19 protein-coding genes are annotated in these 20,367 nt (G+C 75.2%); 9 read left to right on the top strand and 10 right to left on the bottom strand.

Translation table 11 applies throughout. The features are described 5' to 3' along the window. Positions 1–485: 485 nt before the first annotated feature. From AB2L28_RS17340 to AB2L28_RS17330, 3 genes are read left to right on the top strand one after another with little or no spacing between them, the layout of a single operon-like run. Positions 486–875 carry a DUF2200 domain-containing protein gene (locus tag AB2L28_RS17340; RefSeq protein ID WP_370720241.1) on the top strand — a complete coding sequence of 130 codons (390 nt, stop codon included), beginning with the start codon at positions 486–488 and terminating at the stop codon, positions 873–875. 17 nt (positions 876–892) lie between these two features. Then, a complete protein-coding gene (locus tag AB2L28_RS17335; protein ID WP_370720240.1) occupies positions 893–1,288 on the top strand; it encodes an ATP-binding protein in 396 nt (131 codons plus the stop codon). A gap of 59 nt (positions 1,289–1,347) precedes the next feature. Further along, entirely contained in the window at positions 1,348–1,998 is a 651-nt protein-coding gene (locus tag AB2L28_RS17330) for an MOSC domain-containing protein (RefSeq protein ID WP_370720239.1), read from the top strand. Between the two features lie 10 nt (positions 1,999–2,008). On the opposite strand, the gene AB2L28_RS17325 is transcribed toward AB2L28_RS17330, so the two are convergent. Beyond that, positions 2,009–2,356: a hypothetical protein gene (locus AB2L28_RS17325; RefSeq protein WP_370720238.1), complete on the bottom strand. Its 348-nt coding sequence runs from the start codon at positions 2,354–2,356 to the stop codon at positions 2,009–2,011. Positions 2,357–2,404: 48 nt separating this feature from the next. On the opposite strand from AB2L28_RS17325, the gene AB2L28_RS17320 reads away from it, so the two are divergent. Beyond that, complete coding sequence (locus tag AB2L28_RS17320; protein WP_370720237.1) at positions 2,405–2,575, top strand: hypothetical protein; 171 nt, start codon at positions 2,405–2,407, stop codon at positions 2,573–2,575. Between the two features lie 42 nt (positions 2,576–2,617). Here the strand turns inward: AB2L28_RS17320 and AB2L28_RS17315 are convergent, their stop codons facing one another. Beyond that, positions 2,618–3,598 (bottom strand): aldo/keto reductase, encoded by a 981-nt coding sequence (locus AB2L28_RS17315; RefSeq protein ID WP_370720236.1) that lies wholly within the window; start codon positions 3,596–3,598, stop codon positions 2,618–2,620. Between the two features lie 57 nt (positions 3,599–3,655). Continuing rightward, positions 3,656–6,229, bottom strand: a complete 2,574-nt coding sequence (locus tag AB2L28_RS17310) for a DEAD/DEAH box helicase (protein WP_370720235.1) — start codon at positions 6,227–6,229, stop codon at positions 3,656–3,658. A 165-nt stretch (positions 6,230–6,394) separates the two neighbouring features. Here AB2L28_RS17310 and AB2L28_RS17305 point away from each other — a divergent pair, with 165 nt between their 5' ends. Further along, complete coding sequence (locus tag AB2L28_RS17305; protein WP_370720234.1) at positions 6,395–7,081, top strand: PAS domain-containing protein; 687 nt, start codon at positions 6,395–6,397, stop codon at positions 7,079–7,081. A 96-nt stretch (positions 7,082–7,177) separates the two neighbouring features. Here the strand turns inward: AB2L28_RS17305 and AB2L28_RS17300 are convergent, their stop codons facing one another. The 5 genes from AB2L28_RS17300 to AB2L28_RS17280 form a co-directional block, all read right to left on the bottom strand. Next, positions 7,178–7,543: a helix-turn-helix domain-containing protein gene (locus AB2L28_RS17300; protein ID WP_370720233.1), complete on the bottom strand. Its 366-nt coding sequence runs from the start codon at positions 7,541–7,543 to the stop codon at positions 7,178–7,180. Between the two features lie 268 nt (positions 7,544–7,811). After that, positions 7,812–9,227, bottom strand: coding sequence for an MptA/MptB family glycosyltransferase (locus AB2L28_RS17295; protein WP_370720232.1), 1,416 nt, complete (start codon positions 9,225–9,227; stop codon positions 7,812–7,814). A gap of 63 nt (positions 9,228–9,290) precedes the next feature. Further along, positions 9,291–10,040 carry a glycosyltransferase family 2 protein gene (locus tag AB2L28_RS17290; RefSeq protein ID WP_370720231.1) on the bottom strand — a complete coding sequence of 250 codons (750 nt, stop codon included), beginning with the start codon at positions 10,038–10,040 and terminating at the stop codon, positions 9,291–9,293. A 9-nt stretch (positions 10,041–10,049) separates the two neighbouring features. After that, positions 10,050–12,230, bottom strand: coding sequence for a SpoIIE family protein phosphatase (locus AB2L28_RS17285; RefSeq protein WP_370720230.1), 2,181 nt, complete (start codon positions 12,228–12,230; stop codon positions 10,050–10,052). Positions 12,231–12,374: 144 nt separating this feature from the next. After that, the gene (locus AB2L28_RS17280; RefSeq protein WP_370720229.1) at positions 12,375–12,824 is read right to left on the bottom strand and encodes an ATP-binding protein; all 450 of its coding nucleotides are present in this window, start codon (positions 12,822–12,824) and stop codon (positions 12,375–12,377) included. A 261-nt stretch (positions 12,825–13,085) separates the two neighbouring features. Here AB2L28_RS17280 and AB2L28_RS17275 point away from each other — a divergent pair, with 261 nt between their 5' ends. Then, positions 13,086–14,036 (top strand): glucosyl-3-phosphoglycerate synthase, encoded by a 951-nt coding sequence (locus AB2L28_RS17275; protein ID WP_370720412.1) that lies wholly within the window; start codon positions 13,086–13,088, stop codon positions 14,034–14,036. A 28-nt stretch (positions 14,037–14,064) separates the two neighbouring features. On the opposite strand, the gene AB2L28_RS17270 is transcribed toward AB2L28_RS17275, so the two are convergent. Then, positions 14,065–14,412 (bottom strand): rhodanese-like domain-containing protein, encoded by a 348-nt coding sequence (locus tag AB2L28_RS17270; RefSeq protein ID WP_370720228.1) that lies wholly within the window; start codon positions 14,410–14,412, stop codon positions 14,065–14,067. 80 nt (positions 14,413–14,492) lie between these two features. Between AB2L28_RS17270 and AB2L28_RS17265 the strand changes: the two genes are divergently transcribed. Then, positions 14,493–15,416, top strand: coding sequence for a ribose-phosphate diphosphokinase (locus AB2L28_RS17265; protein ID WP_370720227.1), 924 nt, complete (start codon positions 14,493–14,495; stop codon positions 15,414–15,416). 6 nt (positions 15,417–15,422) lie between these two features. Here AB2L28_RS17265 and AB2L28_RS17260 read toward each other — a convergent pair whose 3' ends face one another. Further along, entirely contained in the window at positions 15,423–17,480 is a 2,058-nt protein-coding gene (locus AB2L28_RS17260; RefSeq protein WP_370720226.1) for a HelD family protein, read from the bottom strand. A gap of 214 nt (positions 17,481–17,694) precedes the next feature. Between AB2L28_RS17260 and AB2L28_RS17255 the strand changes: the two genes are divergently transcribed. After that, on the top strand, positions 17,695–18,231 hold the full coding sequence (locus AB2L28_RS17255) for an SSI family serine proteinase inhibitor (RefSeq protein ID WP_370720225.1): 537 nt from the start codon (positions 17,695–17,697) through the stop codon (positions 18,229–18,231). 96 nt (positions 18,232–18,327) lie between these two features. Next, positions 18,328–20,337, top strand: coding sequence for a PP2C family protein-serine/threonine phosphatase (locus AB2L28_RS17250; RefSeq protein ID WP_370720224.1), 2,010 nt, complete (start codon positions 18,328–18,330; stop codon positions 20,335–20,337). Positions 20,338–20,367 lie beyond the last annotated feature (30 nt).

Genomic DNA, 20,367 nt, shown 5'->3' with positions numbered 1-20,367 from the left:
GCGTGGGCCCTCAGCGCCGGACCCGCACCTCGCGCCAGACGTCGCGCAACGCCCACGGCAGCACGACGGCGATCCACACGATCCCGGCCACCACGCTGCCCGCACCCCCCCCCCACCAGCAGAGCGGGGCCGACGCACAGGAGCAGCGCGGTCATCAGCACCCGGCCGACGGGACCGAAGCTGACGCTGCTGCCCGCCCACCGCGACGTCCGGTGCTGCACCCGCTCGACGGGGGCCGGGTCGTCGCAGCGGCGCGTCACCAGGGGCCCGCTGAACGCCCGGGACGGGGCGGGGGTGAAGCAGAGGGAGCACCACGCGGCCTCCGGGCGCAGCACGCGACCGCACTGCGGGCAGTCCGGGGCGGACGCGACGGGATCCACCCCCTCCCATCGAACGTCGCGGCGTCCGCCTTGAGCGGTGCGGACCTGGTCAGCACGCGCCGCGGTGACCCACACTGGGCCCACGTCCACAGGAGGGAGGGCACCGTGGCGCGACAGCGGATCTTCGGCGTCCCGTTCGCCGACATCCACCCCCTCTACGTCACGAAGGTGCAGCGCAAGGGGCGTGATCCCCAGGACGTCGACCGGGTCATCACCTGGCTCACCGGGTACGACACGGACGGCCTGCGCCGGGCGGTCGACGCGGGCCTGGACCTGGAGACCTTCTTCGCGCAGGCACCGCGGATGAACCCGGACGCCTCGCTCATCACGGGGGTCGTCTGCGGCCACCGCGTCGAGGAGATCGAGGACCCCCTGCTGCAGCAGATCCGCTGGATGGACAAGCTCGTCGACGAGGTGGCCCGCGGCAAGCGCATGTCGTCGATCCTGCGCGGGGGCGCGCCCACGACCGCCCCACCCGCGCGGGGCGGCGGTTGATGGTCCACCATCGTGCCGTGATCACCCGGTCGGTGCCCCCGTCGGTGCCCACGTCGCTGGACCTGGAACGCGACCGCCGGGCCGTCGCCCGGGCCCGCGCGTTCGTGCGGGACCACTGCGCCCAGTCCCAGGTCGCGGAGACCGTCTGCGACACGGCCGTGCTGCTCGTCAGCGAGCTCGTGACCAACGCCGTCGAGCACGCCCGCAGCCGCGTCCGCCTGGCCGTCGCCGTCAGCGCCCGTCTCGTGCACGTCGAGGTGGGTGACCAGAACGCCGCCCTGCCCGCCGTCCGGAGCCCCGACTCCTCCGCCGTCCACGGCCGGGGCATGGCGATCGTCGACGGCCTCGCCGAGGACTGGGGCGTGCGGCCGGACGGTCGCGGCAAGACCATCTGGTTCGACCTGCCGCGCTGAGGCCCGCAGGCACCGGGAAACCGCTGTCGGACCCGCGGGGGAGTTCCTAGGCTGACGGGGTGGCGAGCATCCTCAGCGTCAACGTCGGCGACCGCCGGGCCGTCGCGGCGAAGTCGGGCACCAGCGGCATCGACAAGCGACCGGCGCCGGGGCCGGTGGCGGTGCAGGCCCCCGGCCCCAAGGGGGTCGGCGGCAGCGGGCTCGTCGGGGACCACATCAGCGACACCGCCCACCACGGCGGCGACGACCAGGCGGCCTACGCCTACGCGCGGGAGGACCTCGACGCGTGGGAGCGGGAGCTGGGTCGACCCCTGGCGAACGGCGTCTTCGGGGAGAACCTGACGACCTGCGGCGTGGACGTCAGCGGTGCGGTCATCGGGGAGCGGTGGGAGATCGGTGACGTCGTCCTGCAGGTGTCCTGCCCGCGGATCCCGTGCGTGACGTTCGCGGTGTGGGTCGGGGAGCGGCAGTGGTTGCCGCGGTTCACCCGCGCCCGGGTGCCCGGCGCGTACCTGCGGGTCCTGACCCCGGGGACGCTCACCGCCGGGGCCACCGTCCAGGTCACCGACGTCCCGGCGCACGGCGTGACGGTGGCGACGGCGTTCGCCGCCCTCACCACCGAACCCGCACTCCTGCCGCTGCTGCGCGACGTCCCGGAACTGCCGCGCGAGGACTCCGAGGCGGTGCGACGGCGGCTGGACCGCCTCTGACGGGCCCGCCTCAGTCAGACCGTGGTGGCAGGTCCTCGCGCGCCGGCCACGGCGGGGGGTCGTGGAGCGTCCCGGGGGCGAAGTAGTCGAGGTGCCGGGACACCCTCGTCCGGCGCGGCGCCCGCACCGGGAAGACCTGCTCGACGCGCGGGGCCTCGCCGGCACCCGACGGCGGGTGGACGCGGTGCACGTGGTCGGGCGGTCCCGGCGAGCCGACGCCGATCCACGTCCGCACCGTCCACGTCCCGCCGTCGGCGGGCGCGACGGTGGTCCGCCACGACTCCTCCCCCACGACACCCTGAACCCGCAGCACCGCGCGGACGGCCCGTACGGAGGCGGCGGCGGTCAGCGGCTCCATCCGTCCAGGGTGCTCCCCATCCGGTCTCGGGAGAACCCTCGTGGGCTGGTGATCTCCACGGACCTGCCGGCCCGGGCGCAGGGTCTGCGGTTCGACGTCCACCCCTGCCCCGAGGGCGAGGTGTGGGGGTGCCGGGTGGAGCACCACCTCACGGACCCGGCGGAGGAACCGCGGATGGACCTCTGGGGCACCGAGCCGGTATTTCGGTCGGCCGACTGACGCGGCGGGCGGGGCCCGATCGGCACCACCCGCCCGCCGCGGTCACCAGCGGTCGTGCACGTGCTCGGCGACAAGGTCGCGGTAGACCTCCTCGACCGCGTCGAGCTGCGCCGCGGTGGGCGCCGGGAGGTCGGCCGCGGCGGCATTGCCCCTCGCCTGCTCGGCGGAACGGGCACCGGGGATGACGACGCTCACGCCCGGTTGCTCGACGATCCAGCGCAGGGTGAAGGCGGCCAGCGGGGTGTCCGCGGCGACCTCGGCGAGCCGCTTCGCCGCAGCCACCCCGGCGCGCAGCGGGACCCCCGCGAACGTCTCCCCCACGTCGAAGCTCTCGCCGTTGCGGTTGAAGTTGCGGTGGTCGTCGGCGGGGAACGTCGTCGACTCGTCGATGCGGCCCGTCAGCAGCCCCGAGGCGAGCGGCACCCGGACGACGACGCCGACACCGGCCTCGGCGGCCGCGGGCAGGAACTCGGTGACCGGCTTGAGCCGCAACGGGTTGAGGATGACCTGCACGCTCGCGACGTTCGGGCGCGCCACGGCGGCCAGGCCCTCGGCGACCGTCTCCACCGACACGCCGTAGGCGCGGGTCCGCCCCTCCTGCACGAGGGTGTCGAGCGCGTCGAACACCGCGTCGGTGTGCAGCACGTCGCTCGGCGGGCAGTGCAGCTGGACGAGGTCGAGCGTGTCGACGCCCAGGTTCTCGCGGCTGCGGTCGTTCCACGCGCGGAACGCGTCGAGCGCGTACGCCTGCGCGACGTGCGGGTCCGCCCGGCGGCCCATCTTCGTCGCGACGACGACCCCCTCCGGTGCCGTCGGCAGGAAACGCCCCAGGAGCTGCTCGCTGCGGCCGTCGCCGTAGACGTCGGCGGTGTCGAAGAACGTCACCCCGGCCTGCGCGGCGGCCTGCAGCGTCCCCAGCGCGGCGTCCTCGTCGACCGTCCCCCAGCTGCCGCCGATCTGCCAGCAGCCCATCCCGACGACGCCGACGTCGCGGCCCGTCCTGCCCAGTGTCCTCGTCTGCACGGGTTCGACCTTACGAGGGCTCACGCCGGGTCGCGCGACCACTGCGCCGGGGCGGGGTCACAAGCGCAACAGGCCCGCGACGCGCAGGACGGCGGTCCCCGCCTCGTCGGAGGCGTCGAGGTCGACCTCCGCGACGACCCCCCAGTCGCGGTCGCCGGCGGGGTCCTCGAGCACCTGCCGCACGTACCAGTTCCGGGGCGAACCCTTCGGTTCGGGGCCGGAGCCGTCGTCGACCTGCAGCAGGTGCGGGCCGCGGGCGTCGGGCCCGGTCCCGATCGTGTCGTGCTCGGAGTAGTACGCGTCGAGCTGGTCGGCCCACGTGTCCTCGTCGGGGGACCCGTTGAGCGCGGCGAGGGCGGCGGGGCGGTCGAGGGCGCACAGCTCGACGAACCGGAACACCGCGTTGCGCACGAGGACGCGGAACGCGCGGGTGTTCGCGGTGACCGGCGGGGCCTCGTCCTCCTGCGGCGCGACGACGTCCTCCACGTCGGCGGCGTCGACGCCGTCGCGCAGCGCCTCCCACTCGGCGAGCAGCGAGGAGTCGGTCTGGCGCACCACTTCCCCGAGCCACTCGACGAAGTCGGTGAGCTCCTCGGTGCGGGCGTCGTCGGGGACGGTCTGCTTGAGCGCCTTGTAGGCGTCGGACAGGTACCGCAGCACCAGGCCCTCGGACCGGGCGAGCTGGTAGTACGCCACGTAGTCGCCGAACGTCATGGCCCGCTCGTACATGTCGCGGACGACGGACTTGGGCCGCACCTCGTAGTCGCCGACCCACGGGTTCCCGGACCGGTACGTCTTGTACGCGGCGCGCAGCTCCTCGGCCAGCGGCTGCGGCCACTCGACGTCCTCGAGGAGTTCCATGCGTTCCTCGTACTCGATGCCGTCGGCCTTCATCCGCTGCACCGCTTCGCCCTTGGCCTTCGACTTCTGCGCCAGCAGCACCTTCATCGGTTCGTCGAGGGTGGCCTCGATGACGGACACGACGTCGAGCGCGTACGTCGGGGAGGCGGGGTCGAGCAGGTCGTCGACGACGGCGAGCGCGAACGGCGACAGCGGCTGGTTGAGGGCGAAGTCGAGCTGCAGGTCGGTGACGAGCCGCACCTGGCGGCCGTCGGACAGCGGTTCGGGCAGCGTCTCCACGATCCCGGCGTCGAGCAGGGCGCGGAACAGCTCGACCGCGCGGCGGACGTGCTTGAGCTGGTTCTTGCGGGGTTCGTGGTTCTCCAGCAGCAGGTGCCGCATCGCCTCCACGGGGTTCCCGGGCCGCTGCAGGACGTTCAGCAGCATCGACGTGGTCACCCGGAAGTGGGACGTGAGCTGCTCGGGTTCACCCGTGACGAGCTTGTCCATCGTCTGCTGCGACCAGGAGACGAAACCCTCCGGGGCCTTGACCCGCTGGACGCGTTTCTGCTTCTTCGGGTCGTCACCGGCCTTGGCGACGCGGCGCGCGTTCTCGACCTCGTGCTCGGGGGCCTGCACGACGACGGTGCCCGCGGTGTCGAACCCGGCGCGGCCGGCGCGGCCGGCGATCTGGTGGAACTCCCGGACGCGGTAGTGCCGGTTGCGGCGGCCGTCGAACTTCGTGAGCCCGCCGAACAGCACGGTGCGGATGGGGACGTTGATGCCGACGCCGAGGGTGTCGGTGCCGCAGATCACCTTCAGCAGCCCGGCCTGCGCGAGCGTCTCCACGAGCCGGCGGTACTTCGGCAGCATCCCGGCGTGGTGGACGCCGACGCCCATCCGCAGCAACCGGGACAGCACCTTCCCGAACCCGGCGGCGAACCGGAACCCGCCGATGGCCTCGGCGATCGCGTCGCGCTGCTCGCGGGTCGCGATCTTCGCGCTGGTGAGGGCCTGGGCCTGCTCGACGGCGGCGGCCTGGGTGGCGTGCACGACGTAGACGGGGGCGCGGTCGGTCTGCAGGAGTTCCTCGACGGTCTCCTGCAGCGGCGTCGTCGCGTAGGAGTAGTGCAGCGGGACGGGCCGCTCCACGGACGTGACGAGCGCGGTCGCCCGTCCGGTGCGGCGGGTCAGGTCGTCACGCAGCGCGGTGACGTCGCCGAGGGTCGCGGACATCAGCAGGAACTGCGCCTGCGGCAGCTCGACGAGCGGGACCTGCCAGGCCCAGCCGCGGTCGGGGTCGGCGTAGAAGTGGAACTCGTCCATGACGACCTGGCCGACGTCGGCGAAGGCGCCCGAACGCAGTGCGAGGTTCGCCAGGACCTCGGCGGTGCAGCACACGACGGGGGCGCCGGGGTTCACGGACGCGTCGCCGGTCATCATCCCGACGTTCTGCGCACCGAAGACCTCGATGAGGGCGAAGAACTTCTCGCTGACGAGCGCCTTCAGCGGGGCGGTGTAGAAGGACCGGGTCCCCGTGGCGAGCGCCGCGGCGTGGGCACCGGCCGCGACGAGCGACTTGCCGGAGCCGGTCGGGGTGGCGAGCACGACGTTCGACCCGGAGACGACCTCGAGCAGGGCCTCCTCCTGCGCGGGGTAGAGGGTGATGCCGCGCCCGGTGACCCACTCCGTGAACGCCGCGAGGACGGCGTCGGGGTCGGCGGGGCCGTCGGCCGGACCGGTGGGAGGGGTGGGCAGGAGCTCGGGGAGCGTGGGCGCGAGGGTCGTCATGGCCCTCCCATGGTCCCACCGGGAGCCGTCCGGGCCCGCCGGCGACCCGGCGCTCGTCCCCCGCGGCTGGACCGGCCCTCCGGGACCGCCGAAGTCGTGAGGATCACCCGTGGTGCGGGAGCGCTCCCTGCGTCATCCTGTGCGCCTGGTCAGAGCTTCCCGGGGGTGGGTCCGATCGACGAGGACGACAGCCTGTCGCGCGAGCACCACGTCCGGCGACGTGCCGAGCAGGTGCGGGCGGACGTGGCCGACCTGTGGGGGGACGAACCGCCCCCCGGTCCGGACCCCGCGATGACCTCGCTGGTGGACAGCCTCTCCCTCGACGACGACCACGGACGCCGGCTCGGCCTGCTCGTGCAGGGCGACGCCGTCCCCTTCCACGTGCTCGTCCGGCTGCTGCTGACCAGCCCCGTCGGGCAGGCCGTCCTGTCCGACCTCCCCGCGCCCGTCCGCGTCCGCGTCGACCTGGCCGCCTCCACGCTCGACCCCGTCGGCTTCCGCGCCTGGATCGAGGCCCGGGGTCTGCCGCAGACGCCCTCGGGCGCGTTCGCCATGCACGCCTCGCCCGAGGTCGTCGACCTCGACGAGCGCGTCAGCGGGCTCCTCGGCTTCCCCTCGCGCCAGCACCGGCTGCCGTGGACCGAGACGCTGCGGTGCGTCCACCCCGACGACCAGGAGCGCGTCTCGAAGACGACCCGGGACGCCTTCACGAAGGCGTCCTCGCTGAGCCTGCGCTTCCGCGTGGTGCACCCCGACGGGACCGTCCGGTGGCTGTCGACCGTCGGTCACGCCCTCACCGGGGAGGACGGGGGGACCGAGCAGGTCGTCGGGTTCACGATGCCCAGCCCGTGACGTCGGCGGACCGGCCCGCTCACCCGTGGACGGGCGCCGGGCACGGCGAGGGCCCCCGGAGCAGCGTTCCGAGGGCCCGTCGCGGTGCGGGGGAGGTCAGGAGACGAGACCGTCCTGGCGGGCGACGGCGGCGGCCGCGGCGGAGGAGCGCACGCCGTACTTGCGGCGGACCGAGGCCAGGTGCTGGGCGACCGTGTTCGGTGCGAGGCCGAGGCGCTCGGCGACGACGGAGCCGGGGCAGCCGTCGGCGATCATCTGCAGGATCTCCTGCTCGCGGGCGGTGAGCGTCACCCCGGGACGGGTCGGGCCCTGGTTCTCCAGGGCGCGGTAGCGAGCCTCGGAGACCAGCACGAAGCGGTTGCCGGTGGCGTCCTCGACGATCATCGGCCGGTCACCCTCGGTGACGGTGCGCAGGACGTCCGACCACCAGTCCTCGGGGACCTGGACCCTGTTGCCGTCCACGACCGCCACGTTGTGCCCCATGTGCGCTCAGACCTCTCAGCCGCTGCTCGACGTGTTCCGCGCGCGGAACCGGTGTCCCGCCTTCCCGGACTGGTTCGGGGGGTCGCTGGTGCTGCTTGACCGTTCCACCAGAACAACCACCCGACCGGATGAACCGTTCAAGACCGGGTATCACCCGACGTTCTGGGCCCATCGTCCAGACACGGGCCCCGCCGGCGACCGGCACCCGCCGGTTCTGGTTGAGCCCTCACCCGAGCATGCCACACCGTCACGTCCGCGCGACCGAGCGTCGCGCTCGGACACCGACCGTGACGACGACGACCAACGCGGCCCAGGCCACCCACGGCCCCACCTCCCGGCGGTAGCCGAGGGTCACGGCCTGCACGAGGGGGCTCATGCCGTCGACGAGACCGGGCACGTACGCCAGCGCCAGCAGCGTCAGCCGCGCCGCCAGCACCGCCACCAGCAGCCGGGCCGCCGGCGCCCCGGCCGCCACCGCGAGCGCCAGCGGCCCCCACAGCAGCAGGTCGTACCAGGGCAGCTCGTAGGCGGCACCCAGCAGGTACCCGGTGGCGAGCACGGCGCTGACCCCCGCCGAGCGTTCGAGCCGCCCGCCGCGCACGAGGGCCGGCCACCACAGGACGGTGACGAGGGCCACGACGAGAGCGGTCCCGGGCAGGAGCAGCCCCCGCGGCAGCCCCGCCTCGACCAGCGGCCGCCACACGGTGGCGAGGGAGACGTAGCGGCTCGCGGTGCGCGTCTGGTCGTAGACGTGGGCGCCGGCCCACAGGTGCGCCGGGACGAGGACGAGCAGGGCGGCCAGGACCCCGCGCAGCAGCCAGCCCGCGCTCAGGCGCCCGGCGGCGACGGCGGCCACGACGATCCCGACGGCGACCACGCCGTAGGGCGCCTTGGTGCCGGCGGCGACGGCGAGCGCGAGGCCGGCGGCGACCGGGGCCCGCGGCGCGAGCAGCAGGGCCAGGACGGCGGCCGCCCCGGCGAGGACGTCGGCGTGCGCCCCGCCCAGGCCGACGGTCAGCAGCAGGGGGTTGGCCGTGAACAGGACCGCGAACCAGGCCCGCCGCGCCGAACCGTCCCCCGAACCGTCTCCCCCGCCGCCCAGCACCCGGTGCCCGACGAGCGCCGCGAGGGCCCACCCCGCCAGGAGCAGCACCTGCCAGACCCACACGGTCGCGCGGACCGAGTCCTGGCCCAGCACCGAGCACAGCGCCATGAGCAGACCGCCGACCGGCCCGTACACCGACGTCGTCGAGCGCCACGGGTCCCGCACGGCGGAGACGACGGGATCGGTGCCGGCGGCGAAGGCGTCCGGGGGCTGGCCGTACGGGTCACCGCCGAGGGCGGCGATGCGGCCGTAGGCGGCGTAGCTGAGGTGGTCGGCCGAGCCGACGGGCGGGACGAGGACGAGCAGCAGCGCGCCGGCACCGGCCAGGACCAGGAACCGCCGGGGCCGCCACCCCCGGGCGACGGCGAGCGCCCCGCCACCCAGACCGACCCCCCCGGCCAGGACCGAGAGGGCCATGAGGACGCTGACCGTCGCCGACGACGGGTGCCGGCCGAGGTCGAACGGCACGGGCCCCGGCCCGAGCGCGGGCGCGGCGGCCGAGGGACCCAGGACGGCCACGACGAGCCAGCCGAGGAGGCAGCCGACCGTCCCGGCCACGGCCCAGCGGACCGGCCGGTCCGGTCGGGCGGGACCTGGGACCGGGGAGGCGGCGCCCACGGGTCAGCGGGTGGAGCGGCGCAGGACGTCCTGCACGCGGCGCCGGCCGAGCGCGCGGGCGACGTCGCGGAACTGCGCGGCCCGGTGCAGCTGGCCGCGCAGGTCCCTGCCCGAGACGCGGTGGTGCAGGTCGCACGGCACCTCCCGGACCCGGAACCCGGCGCGCAGCAGGTCGATCGTCAGCGCCGTCTCGACGCCCCACCCGGGCGCCAGCGGCAGCGCGGCCTCGAAGGCCGCGCGCGTCAGGCAGCGCATCCCCGACAGCGGCTGCTCGGGCGACCAGCCCGTCGCGGCGACCGTGCCGCGCCGGGACAGGCCCACCACGAACCCGCGACCGCCACCGGCGGTGGCCTGCCGGGGCAGGACGGCGATCGTCATGTCGGCCTCACCGGCCAGGACGGGCACGGTGAGGGGGGCCGTCTCGACGGCGCTGGCGGCCAGGTCGGCGTCGACGAGCAGCAGCGGCCGGGGCCGCACGCCGGGCCGGGGCCGGGCGCTCTCCCAGTCCGCGACCGCGCGAGCCCCGGTCCGCATCGCGGCGGCCTTGCCCCGGTTGCGGCGGTGGGCGACGACGACGGCGCCGGCGTCCCGGGCGGCTTTGGAGGTCAGGTCGGTCGAGCCGTCGTCGACGACCACGACGACGTCGACGACGGCCAGCCCGGCGACGGCACGCACGGTCTCGGCGATCCGGTCCTGCTCGTCCTTGGCCGGGATGACGACCGCGACGGTCGAGGACGGATGCAGCGCAGGCACGCCGCGACGCTAGCGCAGGCGCAGCGCCAGGACCGTGACGTCGTCGTCCACGACCTGCCCGCCGGCCCCGACCATCCGGTCCACCAGGGTGGCGACGATGTCGGCCGGCGTCCCGTAGGCGGTCTCGCGGAAGTGCTCCAGCACCTGCGCCAGCCCCTCGTCGAGCGATCGCGTCCGCGTCTCGACGAGGCCGTCGGAGAACACGACGAGAGCGCTGCCGGGGTCCAGCCGCACGTCGAGCACGTCGGTGCGCGGGTCGCCCTCGACGCCGACGGGCACCCCGGGCGGGACGTCGAGGTAGTGCGGGCCGGTGCTGCACGTCAGCGGCGGCAGGTGACCGGCGCTCGCGGCGAGCAGGCGCCCGTCCCGCCCCAGGACCGCGTAGAAGATGGTCACCAGGTCCTCCCCGCCGCCGGCGCGGGCCAGGGCGTCGAGGCCGCGCAGGACGGCGCTCGGGTGCGGGTCGACGTGGGCGAGGGTGCGGACCTGGGTGCGGACCTCGCCCATGACGGTGGCGGCCCGGGCCCCGCGGCCCATGACGTCCCCGAGCACGACCGCCACCCGGTCCTCGCCCGCGGCGCCCGCGGCACCGTCCGCCCCGTGCGGGGCGGGCAGCGGGATGAGCTCGGCCCAGTCCCCGCCGACCTCGACGCCGGCGCTGGTCTGCGCGACCCGGTGCGTCGCGAGCCAGTCCACCGCGGGCAGCGGGCCGGGGCGCAGGGCCTCGGCGAGCACGGTCGCGGTGTCGCGCTGCTGCTCCAGCAGCTGCATCCGGTCCAGGGCGGTCGCGGCCTGCCGGGCGAAGGTGAGCAGGAACTCGCGGTCCTCGTCCTGCGGGCCGGGGTCGGTCCCGTCGGCCGGGTCGCCGTCGGTGAACCCCAGGACGAGGGTGCCCAGGCGGCGGGTCCGCGAGGCCAGCGGCAGCACCGCCCACGCGCTCTCCCCCGAGAGCGCGGCCGCCTCGAAGTAGGGGCGGACCCCGGCGGGCAGGTCCCGGACCCCGGCCTCGCCGACGGGGAAGACGCCGCGGTCCCCGGCCAGCGCCGCGAGGTCCTCGAGGGTCAGCTCGGGCAGCACGGCCGTCGTGCGCCGCCGGTCCGGCCCCGTCCGGTGGGCGACCAGTCCCTGCTCGCCCTGCCCCGCGGCGACGACCAGGACGCCCCGCGCGGCACCGGCGCCCTCGAGGCAGGCGCCCAGGACGGCGTCGAGGACCTGCTCGTAGCCGCCGGCGCTGGCCAGGGCCGCGGTGAGGGCGTGCAGGATGCGCGTCTGCCGGCGGGTGCGGACGCGGTCGGTGACGTCGTCGAGGGAACCGACCCACTCGACGATCTCGGACGCCGGGTCGGTGGGGTCGGCCAGGACGGGCACGGCGACGGCGGCGACGGTCCGCCAGCCGGTCAGGGCGCGCACGCGCAGCCGGAAGCGGGCGGTGGAGCGCTCGCGGACGGACGCGTCGAACCGTTCGAGCACCCCCGGCAGGTCCTCGGGGTGGACGTCGGCCTGCCACGCCTTCCCGCGGGGGTCGGTGCGGCCGGTGAGGGCGCTCCACCCCGGCAGGTCCGACGTCATGCCCTCCCCGGGGCGGGCGGTGAAGACGTCGAGGGAACCGGCCTCGGCCAGGGTGCGGTACCGCAGGGCGCTGCGGCGGGCCTCGCGCAGCAGCCGCGCCCGCTCGAGGGCGAGCGCGCACTGGTCGGCCAGGGTGGCGGCGAACAGCTGCTCGTCGGTGTCCAGCGACCCCTCGCGCAGGAGCCCGAAGCGCAGGACGCCGACGAGCCGGCCGCGGGCGACGAGCGGGTACATGGCCCAGGAGTGCTCCCCGAGGGCCAGGACGGTGTCGTTGAGCCCGCGGCCCGGGCCGGTGCCGAACCGGGCGGCCAGCTCGGCGCGGTCGCGCAGCAGGACGGGGCGCAGGGTGCGGGCGGCCTCGGCGCTGGGGGTGGCGGAGTCCAGGGGGACGGGCAGGCCCGTGCCGAGCCCGGTGAGGTCGCCGCCGTCGCGGGGGGTGGTGGGGACGAGGACGGTGCCGGTCTCGTCGAGCAGGGCCACGCCGCACGTGTTGGTGCCCACGACCTGACGGCCCGCGAGGAGCACCGAGGTGACGGCGTCACGGACGTCGAGGGCCGCGGCCAGCTCGGCGGCCGTGCGGTGCAGCAGTTCCAGGGAGAGGGGCGCCGTGGGCGACTCCACGTTGCGCCTCCCGCCGGTCACCGGTCCGCACCGCGCGACACCGTGTGCAGACCGTAGCCGACTGAGAGCGGCCTGTGCTGGCCCTCGGCGTCCTGGTGACCCGAACGGGTGAGGACGGGTGGCCCGGTCGGACCGGGGGGCTGGTCAGTGCGGGTGGTGCCGGGTGGGCCCGCCGAAGGAGGCCCAGACCGTGCGGCTGAGGTCGTCCAGGTTCTCCACGACACCCCACTCGTGCGCCAGACCGTCCACGATGAACAGGCCGCGGCCGCTGACGTCGGAGTCAGCGGCGGCCCGCGGGCTCAGCACCGACCCCGGCGACCCGCCGTCGGTGACCGCGATCTCCACGTGCGGGGAGTCGTCCGGGACGACCTCGCACTGCACGTGGATGTCCCCGCCCAGGAGGGGACGCGCGTGCCGGATGGCGTTGCCGACGATCTCCGACAGCACGATCTCGATCTCCGCCGTCGTCATCTCGTCCAGACCCGCGCCGTCCAGCACCATGCGCACCACGTGCCGCGCCCGGGGGACGGACGCCGCGTCGTGGGCGAAGGTCGCCCAGTGGGTGGCCGGTACCGGCCGTGCTCCCGTCGGCATGTTCCTCCACTCCTCCTGCGGATCGACCGGACGGTGGGTACCCGAACCTGCCGGGGGTCAAACCTGCCGCGACCACCACGTCACCCGCGTGGGCGCGAGACGCGCCGGACAACGGACCGCAACGTCCCCGAAACCTGGCCGGGCCCGGACCGGTCCCGTGTTGCGCTGGCGTGAACTCTGCCGCCAGCGGTGGTCCGCGCCGGCCGGGCCGTGCCACGGTGAGCCGAGGACCGAGCCGGTGTCGAGGTGACGGAGGACCCCGTGAAGCTGCCCGTGCAGGCCTGGTTCGGCAGGTCCACGTCCCGCGCGCGGGACTGGCCCCTGGAGCGGCTGCGCCGCCAGAAGGCCGGGACCCGGGTCAGCGTCGTCCTGCCCGCCCTCGACGAGGAGGCCACGGTCGGCGGGGTCGTGACCATGGTCCGGCGCCTGGCCGACGCCACCGGCCTCGTCGACGAGGTCGTCGTCATGGACTCCGGCTCCACCGACGGCACCGCCCGGGTCGCCGCCGCCGCCGGCGCCACCGTCCACCACCGCGACGACGTCCTGCCCGAGACGGGGTCCCGGCCGGGCAAGGGCGAGGTGCTGTGGAAGTCGCTGGCGGTCACCACCGGCGACGTCGTCGTCTTCGTCGACGCCGACCTCGTCGACCCCCAGCCGCAGCTCGTGACGGGCCTGCTCGGTCCCCTGCTCACCGACCCCGGCGTCGAGCTCGTCAAGGGCTGCTACGACCGGCCGCTGCAGGGCGCCGGCAACGCCTCGGGCGGGCGCGTCACCGAGCTCGTCGCGCGGCCCCTCATCAGCCGCTTCTACCCCGACCTCGCCGGGCTCGTGCAACCGCTGGCCGGGGAGTACGCCGCCCGCCGCCGGCTGCTGGAGGCGATCCCGTTCTGCGGCGGGTACGGCGTGGAGATCGCCATGCTCATCGACACCCTGGAGCTGAAGGGCCTGCAGGCCATCGCCCAGGTCGACCTCGGCCGGCGCGGGCACAGCCACCAGGACACCGCGGCGCTGGGGCGGATGGCCGCGGAGATCACGCACGTCGTGCACCAGCGCGCCGCCGGCGAGACCCTGGGCCGGCCCCCCGCGATGACGCAGTTCGCCCGGGACGGGTACGGGCACTACGCCCCCGTCACCCACGTCCTCACCCTCGACGAGCGGCCCCCCATGCTCACCGTGGAGGGGTACCGGGCCCGCCCGGCGAAGGTGTCCTGACGGTGCGGGCCGGGCGCCGGGCCCGGACTCAGCGGACGAACGGCTCCTGGCCGGACTCCGAGACCATCCCCCGGCCCGCCTCGGCCCACGCCGTCATCCCACCCTCGACGTTCACCACGTCGTAACCGTTGCGCTGCAGCCACTCCGCCGTGCGCTGCGACCGGCCCCCGGCACGGCACACGACGTGCAGCCGCCCCTGCGGCAACTCCTCCAGGCGCTGGGGCACCTGCCCCATCGGGACGTGCACGGCGCCGTCGATGTGGCCGGCGGCCCACTCGTCGTCCTCGCGGACGTCGAGCACCGTCGCGTCCCCGGGCAGGTCGGCCACCGCGGTCGTGGGCACGCCGTCGACGTCGAAGGTCCGGGACTCGCTCATGGCACCGAGCGTACGACCCGCACCGGCGACCCGTCCCGCTAGCGTGGCGCCCCGTGCCAGCCACCCCGCGAGAGATTGCCGTGTTCAGCGGATCCGCCCACCCCGACCTGGCCGCCGCGGTCGCCGCGGAGATGGGGGTCGAGCTGTCCCCCACCCGCGTCAGCCGCTTCTCCAACGACTGCCTCGAGGTGCAGTTGCAGGCCAACTGCCGCCAGCGCGACGTCTACGTCGTCCAGCCCCTCGTCCCGCCCGTGCAGGAGGCGCTCGTCGAGCTCCTGCTCATGCTCGACGCCGCCAAGCACGCCTCCGCCGCGCGCGTGACCGCCGTCGTGCCGCACTACTCCTACGCGCGCTCGGACAAGAAGGACACCGGCCGCATCTCCATCGGCGGCCGCCTCGTCGCCGACCTCCTCGAGACCGCCGGCGCCGACCACGTCCTCGTCATGACGCTGCACTCCCCGCAGGTGCACGGGTTCTTCCGCGTCCCCGTCGACCACCTGCACGCCCTCAAGCAGCTCGCGACGCACTTCGAGGGCGAGGACCTGTCCGACGCCGTCGTCGTCTCCCCCGACCTCGGCAACGCCAAACCCGCCGCCGCGTTCGCGCGGATGCTCGGCTGCGGCATCGCCACCGGCGCCAAGCAGCGGTTCCCCGACGACCGGGTCGTCATCGCGAACGTCATCGGCGACGTCACCGGCAAGGACGTCATCGTGCTCGACGACGAGATCGCCAAGGGCAGCACCGTGTTCGAGCTCACCGACCGGTTGCGCGAACTGCGGGCCCGCAGCGTCCGCGTCGTCTGCACCCACGGGATCTTCGCCGGAGACGCCCTCGACCGGCTGCTGGCCCACCCCGACATCGACGAGGTCGTCTGCACCGACACCGTCCCCCTGCGCGGCGGACCGCGCGAGGGGTTGTCCGTCATCTCCGTCGCCCCGGCGCTCGCGGCCGCGATCCGGCGCATCCACGAGGGGGAGTCGGTCAGCGCCCTGTTCGAGCACTGAACCCCCTCACACCAGTTCGGCGGGCAGGTCCTCGCGGTGCAGCACGACCATCGCGCTCACCGCGCGGGTCAGGCTGACGTAGAGCCGACGCAACCCCGTGCGCTCGTCGGGTTCCCCGGCGACGACAGCCGCGGGTTCCACGACGACGACCCGGTCGAACTCCAGCCCCTTGACCAGCCCGGCGGGCACGAGGGAGACCCGCTGCTGGTCGGGTTCGGGGTCGTCGAGCCGGGAGAACTCCACCCCCTGCGCCGACAGTTCCCGGGCGGCGTCCTCGACCGAGGCGGTCGCGACCACGATCCCGACGGAACCCTCGAGCTCCGCGAGCTCACGCGCCGTCCGCGCCGCGCGGGCGACGGGGTCCTCGACGCGCAGCACCTGCAGCAGACCGGGATCGGTCCGCACGGACCGCGGGACGGTGAGCTGCGGGGCGATGCTGGGCAGCAACCTCGCCGCGTAGTCGATGACGGCCGCCGGGACGCGGAAACCCCGGTCGAGGACCTCGATCTCCCCGTCGGGTTTGCCGAGGTGGGCCAGGACGTCGTCCCAGCTGCGCGCCGACCACGGCGTCGTCCCCTGCGCGATGTCCCCGAGCACCGTGGCGGCCCCCGTGCTGCACCGCCGGCCGACCGCCCGCAGCTGCAGGGCGGACAGGTCCTGCGCCTCGTCGAGGACGACGTGCGCACGCGAGGGCGTGCGCTGCAACTGGTCGCGGACCTCGTCGAGCAGCACCGCGTCGGCCGCGCTCCACCGCGCCGACCCCGCGGTGCGCGGCGGTGCGGGCCAGACCAGCAGTTCGCGTTCGGCGGCGGTGAGGACCCCCTCGGAACAACCGCGCAGGAACCCGGCGTCGGACAGCAACCGGTGCAGCACCTTCGCCGGGTCCTGCGCGGGCATGAGCGCCTTGACCGCCCGGCGGACCTCGGCGCTGCGGGCGACGGCGTCCTGCACGACGTCGTCCGGGGAGTCCCCGGACGCCTCCAGCAGTTGCAGGACGGCGTGCGCGAGGCGCTGCGGCAGCAGGTTCCGGGCCGCCTCGTAGCGGATCCCGCGCGTGGTCAGCTCCTCGAGGAGGTCGCGGACGAGGTATCCGGGGACGCGCCAGCGCCGCGAACCCCGCGTGACGACGACGGCGCCCGAGTCCAGCACCTGCGCCGGGTCCCCGACCGCCGCCCACACGGCACGGCGGACGACCTCGGCCATCCGCCCGTCGCCCTTGAGGGTCGCCACCTCCGGCGGTTCGACGCCGCGGACACGGACCTCCCCGCGCCCCTCGACGGCCGCGGTGAGGAGCTCGTCGACCGTGCGCTGCTCGACCTCGACCTCGCCGAGGGCCGGCAGCACCGCCGAGATGTGCTGCAGGAAGGCGCGGTTGGGGCCGATGACGAGGACCCCCTGCCGGGTCAGGCGTTCCCGGTGCGCGTACAGCAGCCAGGCGGCGCGGTGCAGGCCGACGGCCGTCTTCCCGGTGCCCGGGGCGCCCTGGACGCAGACGGTGGTCCGGGCGTCGGCCCGCACGAGGGCGTCCTGCTCGGGCTGGATGGTGGCGACGATGTCGCGCATGGGACCCGAGCGCGGACGTTCGATCTCCCGGGCCAGGATGGCCGAGGAGGTGTCCGCTCCGCCGGCGTCCGTGAGGTGCTCGTCCTCGTAGGCCGTCAGGCGTCCCCGCTCCACCCCGAAGCGGCGGCGCAACCGCACCCCGTCGCGGTCCTCGCGGGTCGCGCGGTAGAACCCGCGGGAGACGTCCGCGCGCCAGTCGACGACGACCGGGTCCCCGGCGGAGTCGGTGACGTGGCGGCGGCCGATGTGCAGGCTCTGGCCGTCGTCGTGGTCGGTGCGGCCGAAGAACAACGTGGTGGACGGGTCGTCGACGAGGCTGGCGGCGCGGCGGTGCAGCGTCCAGCCGAGGGCCTCGTCGGCGCCGGCGTCCCCGGCGTGACCGGGGGCCAGGGAGTCGACGAGGGACAGGGTGTGGGCCCGCATGCGGGCGAGTTCGGCGCGGGCGTGGTCGAGGTGCCGCTGCTCGGCGGTCAGCACCTCGTCCGGGGCGTGCTCGGACACGGTTCCTCCATCGGATCGACCGTCGATTCTGCCGGAACCGCTGCACGACAACAACGTTGCGATCACGGAGGGCGTCGCGGGACGATGTCCGTGGTGGCACGGGGAGAACTCGCCTCGAGAGAAATCTCCACCGTAACGCGAGGTCAGTCGCCCTGTCACCCGTCCCGCGTCGAGCCGGCGGGAACCGTCGCGCGGCCGGCGGCGTCGTACTCCTGTGACCGTACGCAGGACCGTCCAGCGCAGCGCCCGCACCGGCGCCGCCGCCTTCCTGGCGGTGGGGTTCGGTCTGCTCGCGGGCTGCGGTGAGCAGCAGGCAGGAGCGCCCGTGACGAGCAGCAGCCCCACGTCCAGCAGCAGCACCCCCTCCGGCACCACCCCCACCGGCGACGTCCCGGCGACGTCCGGGGGTGAGCTGACGGTCGTCGTCGACGACGGGGCGGGGAACCAGCGCACGTGGACCCTGACGTGCTCGGCCGACGGCACGGCCGGCGGGGACCACCCCGACGCGCAGAACGCGTGCGAGGCCGTCGCCGCGGCCAAGGCCCCCTGGGCGCCCGTCCCGAAGGACATGGCGTGCACCCAGATCTACGGCGGCGCCCAGACCGCCACGGTGACCGGCACGTGGGGCGGTGAGCAGGTGCAGGCGCGGTACGCGCGCAACGACGGCTGCCAGATCGCGCGCTGGGACCGGCTCGCCCCGCTCCTGCAGCCGGGGACCGAGGTGAGCGCGCGCAGCCGCGGCGCCTCCTGAGGTTCCCCGTCCCCCTCGCGGGGCGCGCGGTCGTGCATCATGGCGCCTGGCGACCTGGACACCCGGTGCAGGCACCCGGAGTCGGGGGGACCGTTCGTGAGGTGGCCGGCCGCGGTGATGCTGCCGCCCGAACCCGATGCGCTGCTGGACCGCTTCGCCTCCCTGGCCGCCCGCACCCTGCGCGCGCCGATGGCGGTGCTGTCCCTGCTGGACGAGACGGACCGGGTCGTCCTGCCCGGGGCCGCCGGGATGCCGGACCCGTGGCAGCGCGAGCGGACGATGCGGTGGGGTGAGTCCCTGTGCCGCTTCGCCACCGGCGGCGCTGACGGTGACGACGGCACCGGTCTCGTCGTCGTCGACGACGTCGCCGACGACCCCCGCGCCCCGCAGTACGCCCAGGCCGTCGAGGCGTTCGGGGTGCGGTCCTGGATCGCCGCCCCGCTGCGCTTCACGCACGACTTCACGCGCCTGTTCGACGAGGGCCCCGCCGACACCGCCGACCCCGCCGACCCGGGGGCCGGGGAGGACGCGGTCCTGCGGGACGTGCAGGTCGTGCTGGACCTGCCGGAGATCCACGACCTCACCGGCCCCGCCCCGGACCGCGGCGCCCCCCGCGGCGGACGGGCGCCCGGGGACGGGGGACCGACGGTGGTGTGGGGCGTCCTGTGCGTCCTGGACACCGACGCCCGGCACTGGGACGAGCGCGACCGTGAACTGGTCACCGACCTGGCTGCGGCGGCGGCCGCCGAGCTGCGCTCCCGGGTCCTGACCAGCCGCGCGGTCTCGGCCGAGCAGCAGATGGCCGTGACCCTGGCCGCCACCCGCGCCGTGCAGAACCGCAGCCGGCTGCTGCTGAGCCTGTCCCGCGGCCTGTCCCGCGCCGAGACCGTCCAGGACGTCTCCGACATCCTCGCCGACCTGCTGCGCCGGCAGCTGGGCGTGGACCACTTCGGGTTGCTGCTGCACGAGGTGGAGCACCACCGGGCCCGGTACGTGGACATGTCCACCTTCCCCCCGGGCACCGACCCGGCCTGGGAGTCCTTCGACCTGCGCGCCCCCACCGCCCCCGCCGCCCGCGCCGTGGCCGAGGGGACGGCCTTCTTCTGCGACGACCGCGACGCCGTGCTCGCCACCGACCCGCACCTGACCAGCCAGGGCGCCTGGGACTTCCCCGGCGCCGTCGTGATCCTGCCGCTGCTGTCCGGCACCCCGGGGCCGCACCGGGAGACCTCCGGGGCCCTCGTCCTGGTCTGGCCGGACCCCCGCGACACCGCCGACCAGGCCGACCGGGCGCTGTGGCTGTCCCTGGCCGACTACACCGCCCAGACCCTGGCCCGGGTGCAGTACGCCGCCCGGCTGCGCTCCAGCGCCGAGACGCTGCAGCGCTCGATGCTGACCCGGCTGCCCGAACCCGACAGCCTGGAGGTCCGTGCCCGGTACGTCCCCGCCGCCAGCGGCGAGAGGGTCGGGGGCGACTGGTACGACGCCGTCGTCACCCCCGACGGGGCCACCACCCTCGTCATCGGGGACGTCACCGGCCACGACATGACCGCCGCCGCCGGCATGGGGCAGGTCCGCGGGCTGCTGCGAGCGTTCACCTACGACCGCGACGAGGCGCCGGGCGCCCTGGTGAGCCGCCTGGACCGCGCCGTGACGGGTCTGGGCGTGGACACCCTGGCCACGCTCGTCCTGGCCCGCATCGAGCAGACCGACGCCGACGCCGAGGCCGGTCTGCGCCGGTTGCGGTGGACCAACGCCGGGCACCCGCCCCCGGTGCTGCTCCTGGCCGACGGCAGCACCCGGGTGCTGGACTCCACCCCCGAGCTGCTCATCGGGTTGCTGGCGAGCACCCCGCGCAGCGACCACGAGACCGCGCTGCCACCGGGCTCGACGCTGCTGCTGTACACCGACGGGCTCATCGAGCACCGCGGCCGGTCGCTGACCGACGGGCTGGAGGACCTCCAGCGGGTCCTGAACGCCGGCCACGCCGGCGGCGCGGTCACCCTGGAGGACCTGCTGGACCACCTGGTCCGCGAACTCGTCGGGACCGAACCCGACGACGACTGCGCCGTCCTGGCCGTCCGCGCCCACCCGCAGGACCGCTGACGACGTCGCCCGCGCCGCCCTGCGCCACCG

Source organism: Kineococcus mangrovi, from assembly GCF_041320705.1.
GTDB classification, from domain to species: Bacteria; Actinomycetota; Actinomycetes; order Actinomycetales; family Kineococcaceae; genus Kineococcus; species Kineococcus mangrovi.
The sequence above is the reverse complement of the archived record's forward strand: the minus strand, read 5'-3'. Positions and strand labels throughout refer to the sequence as shown.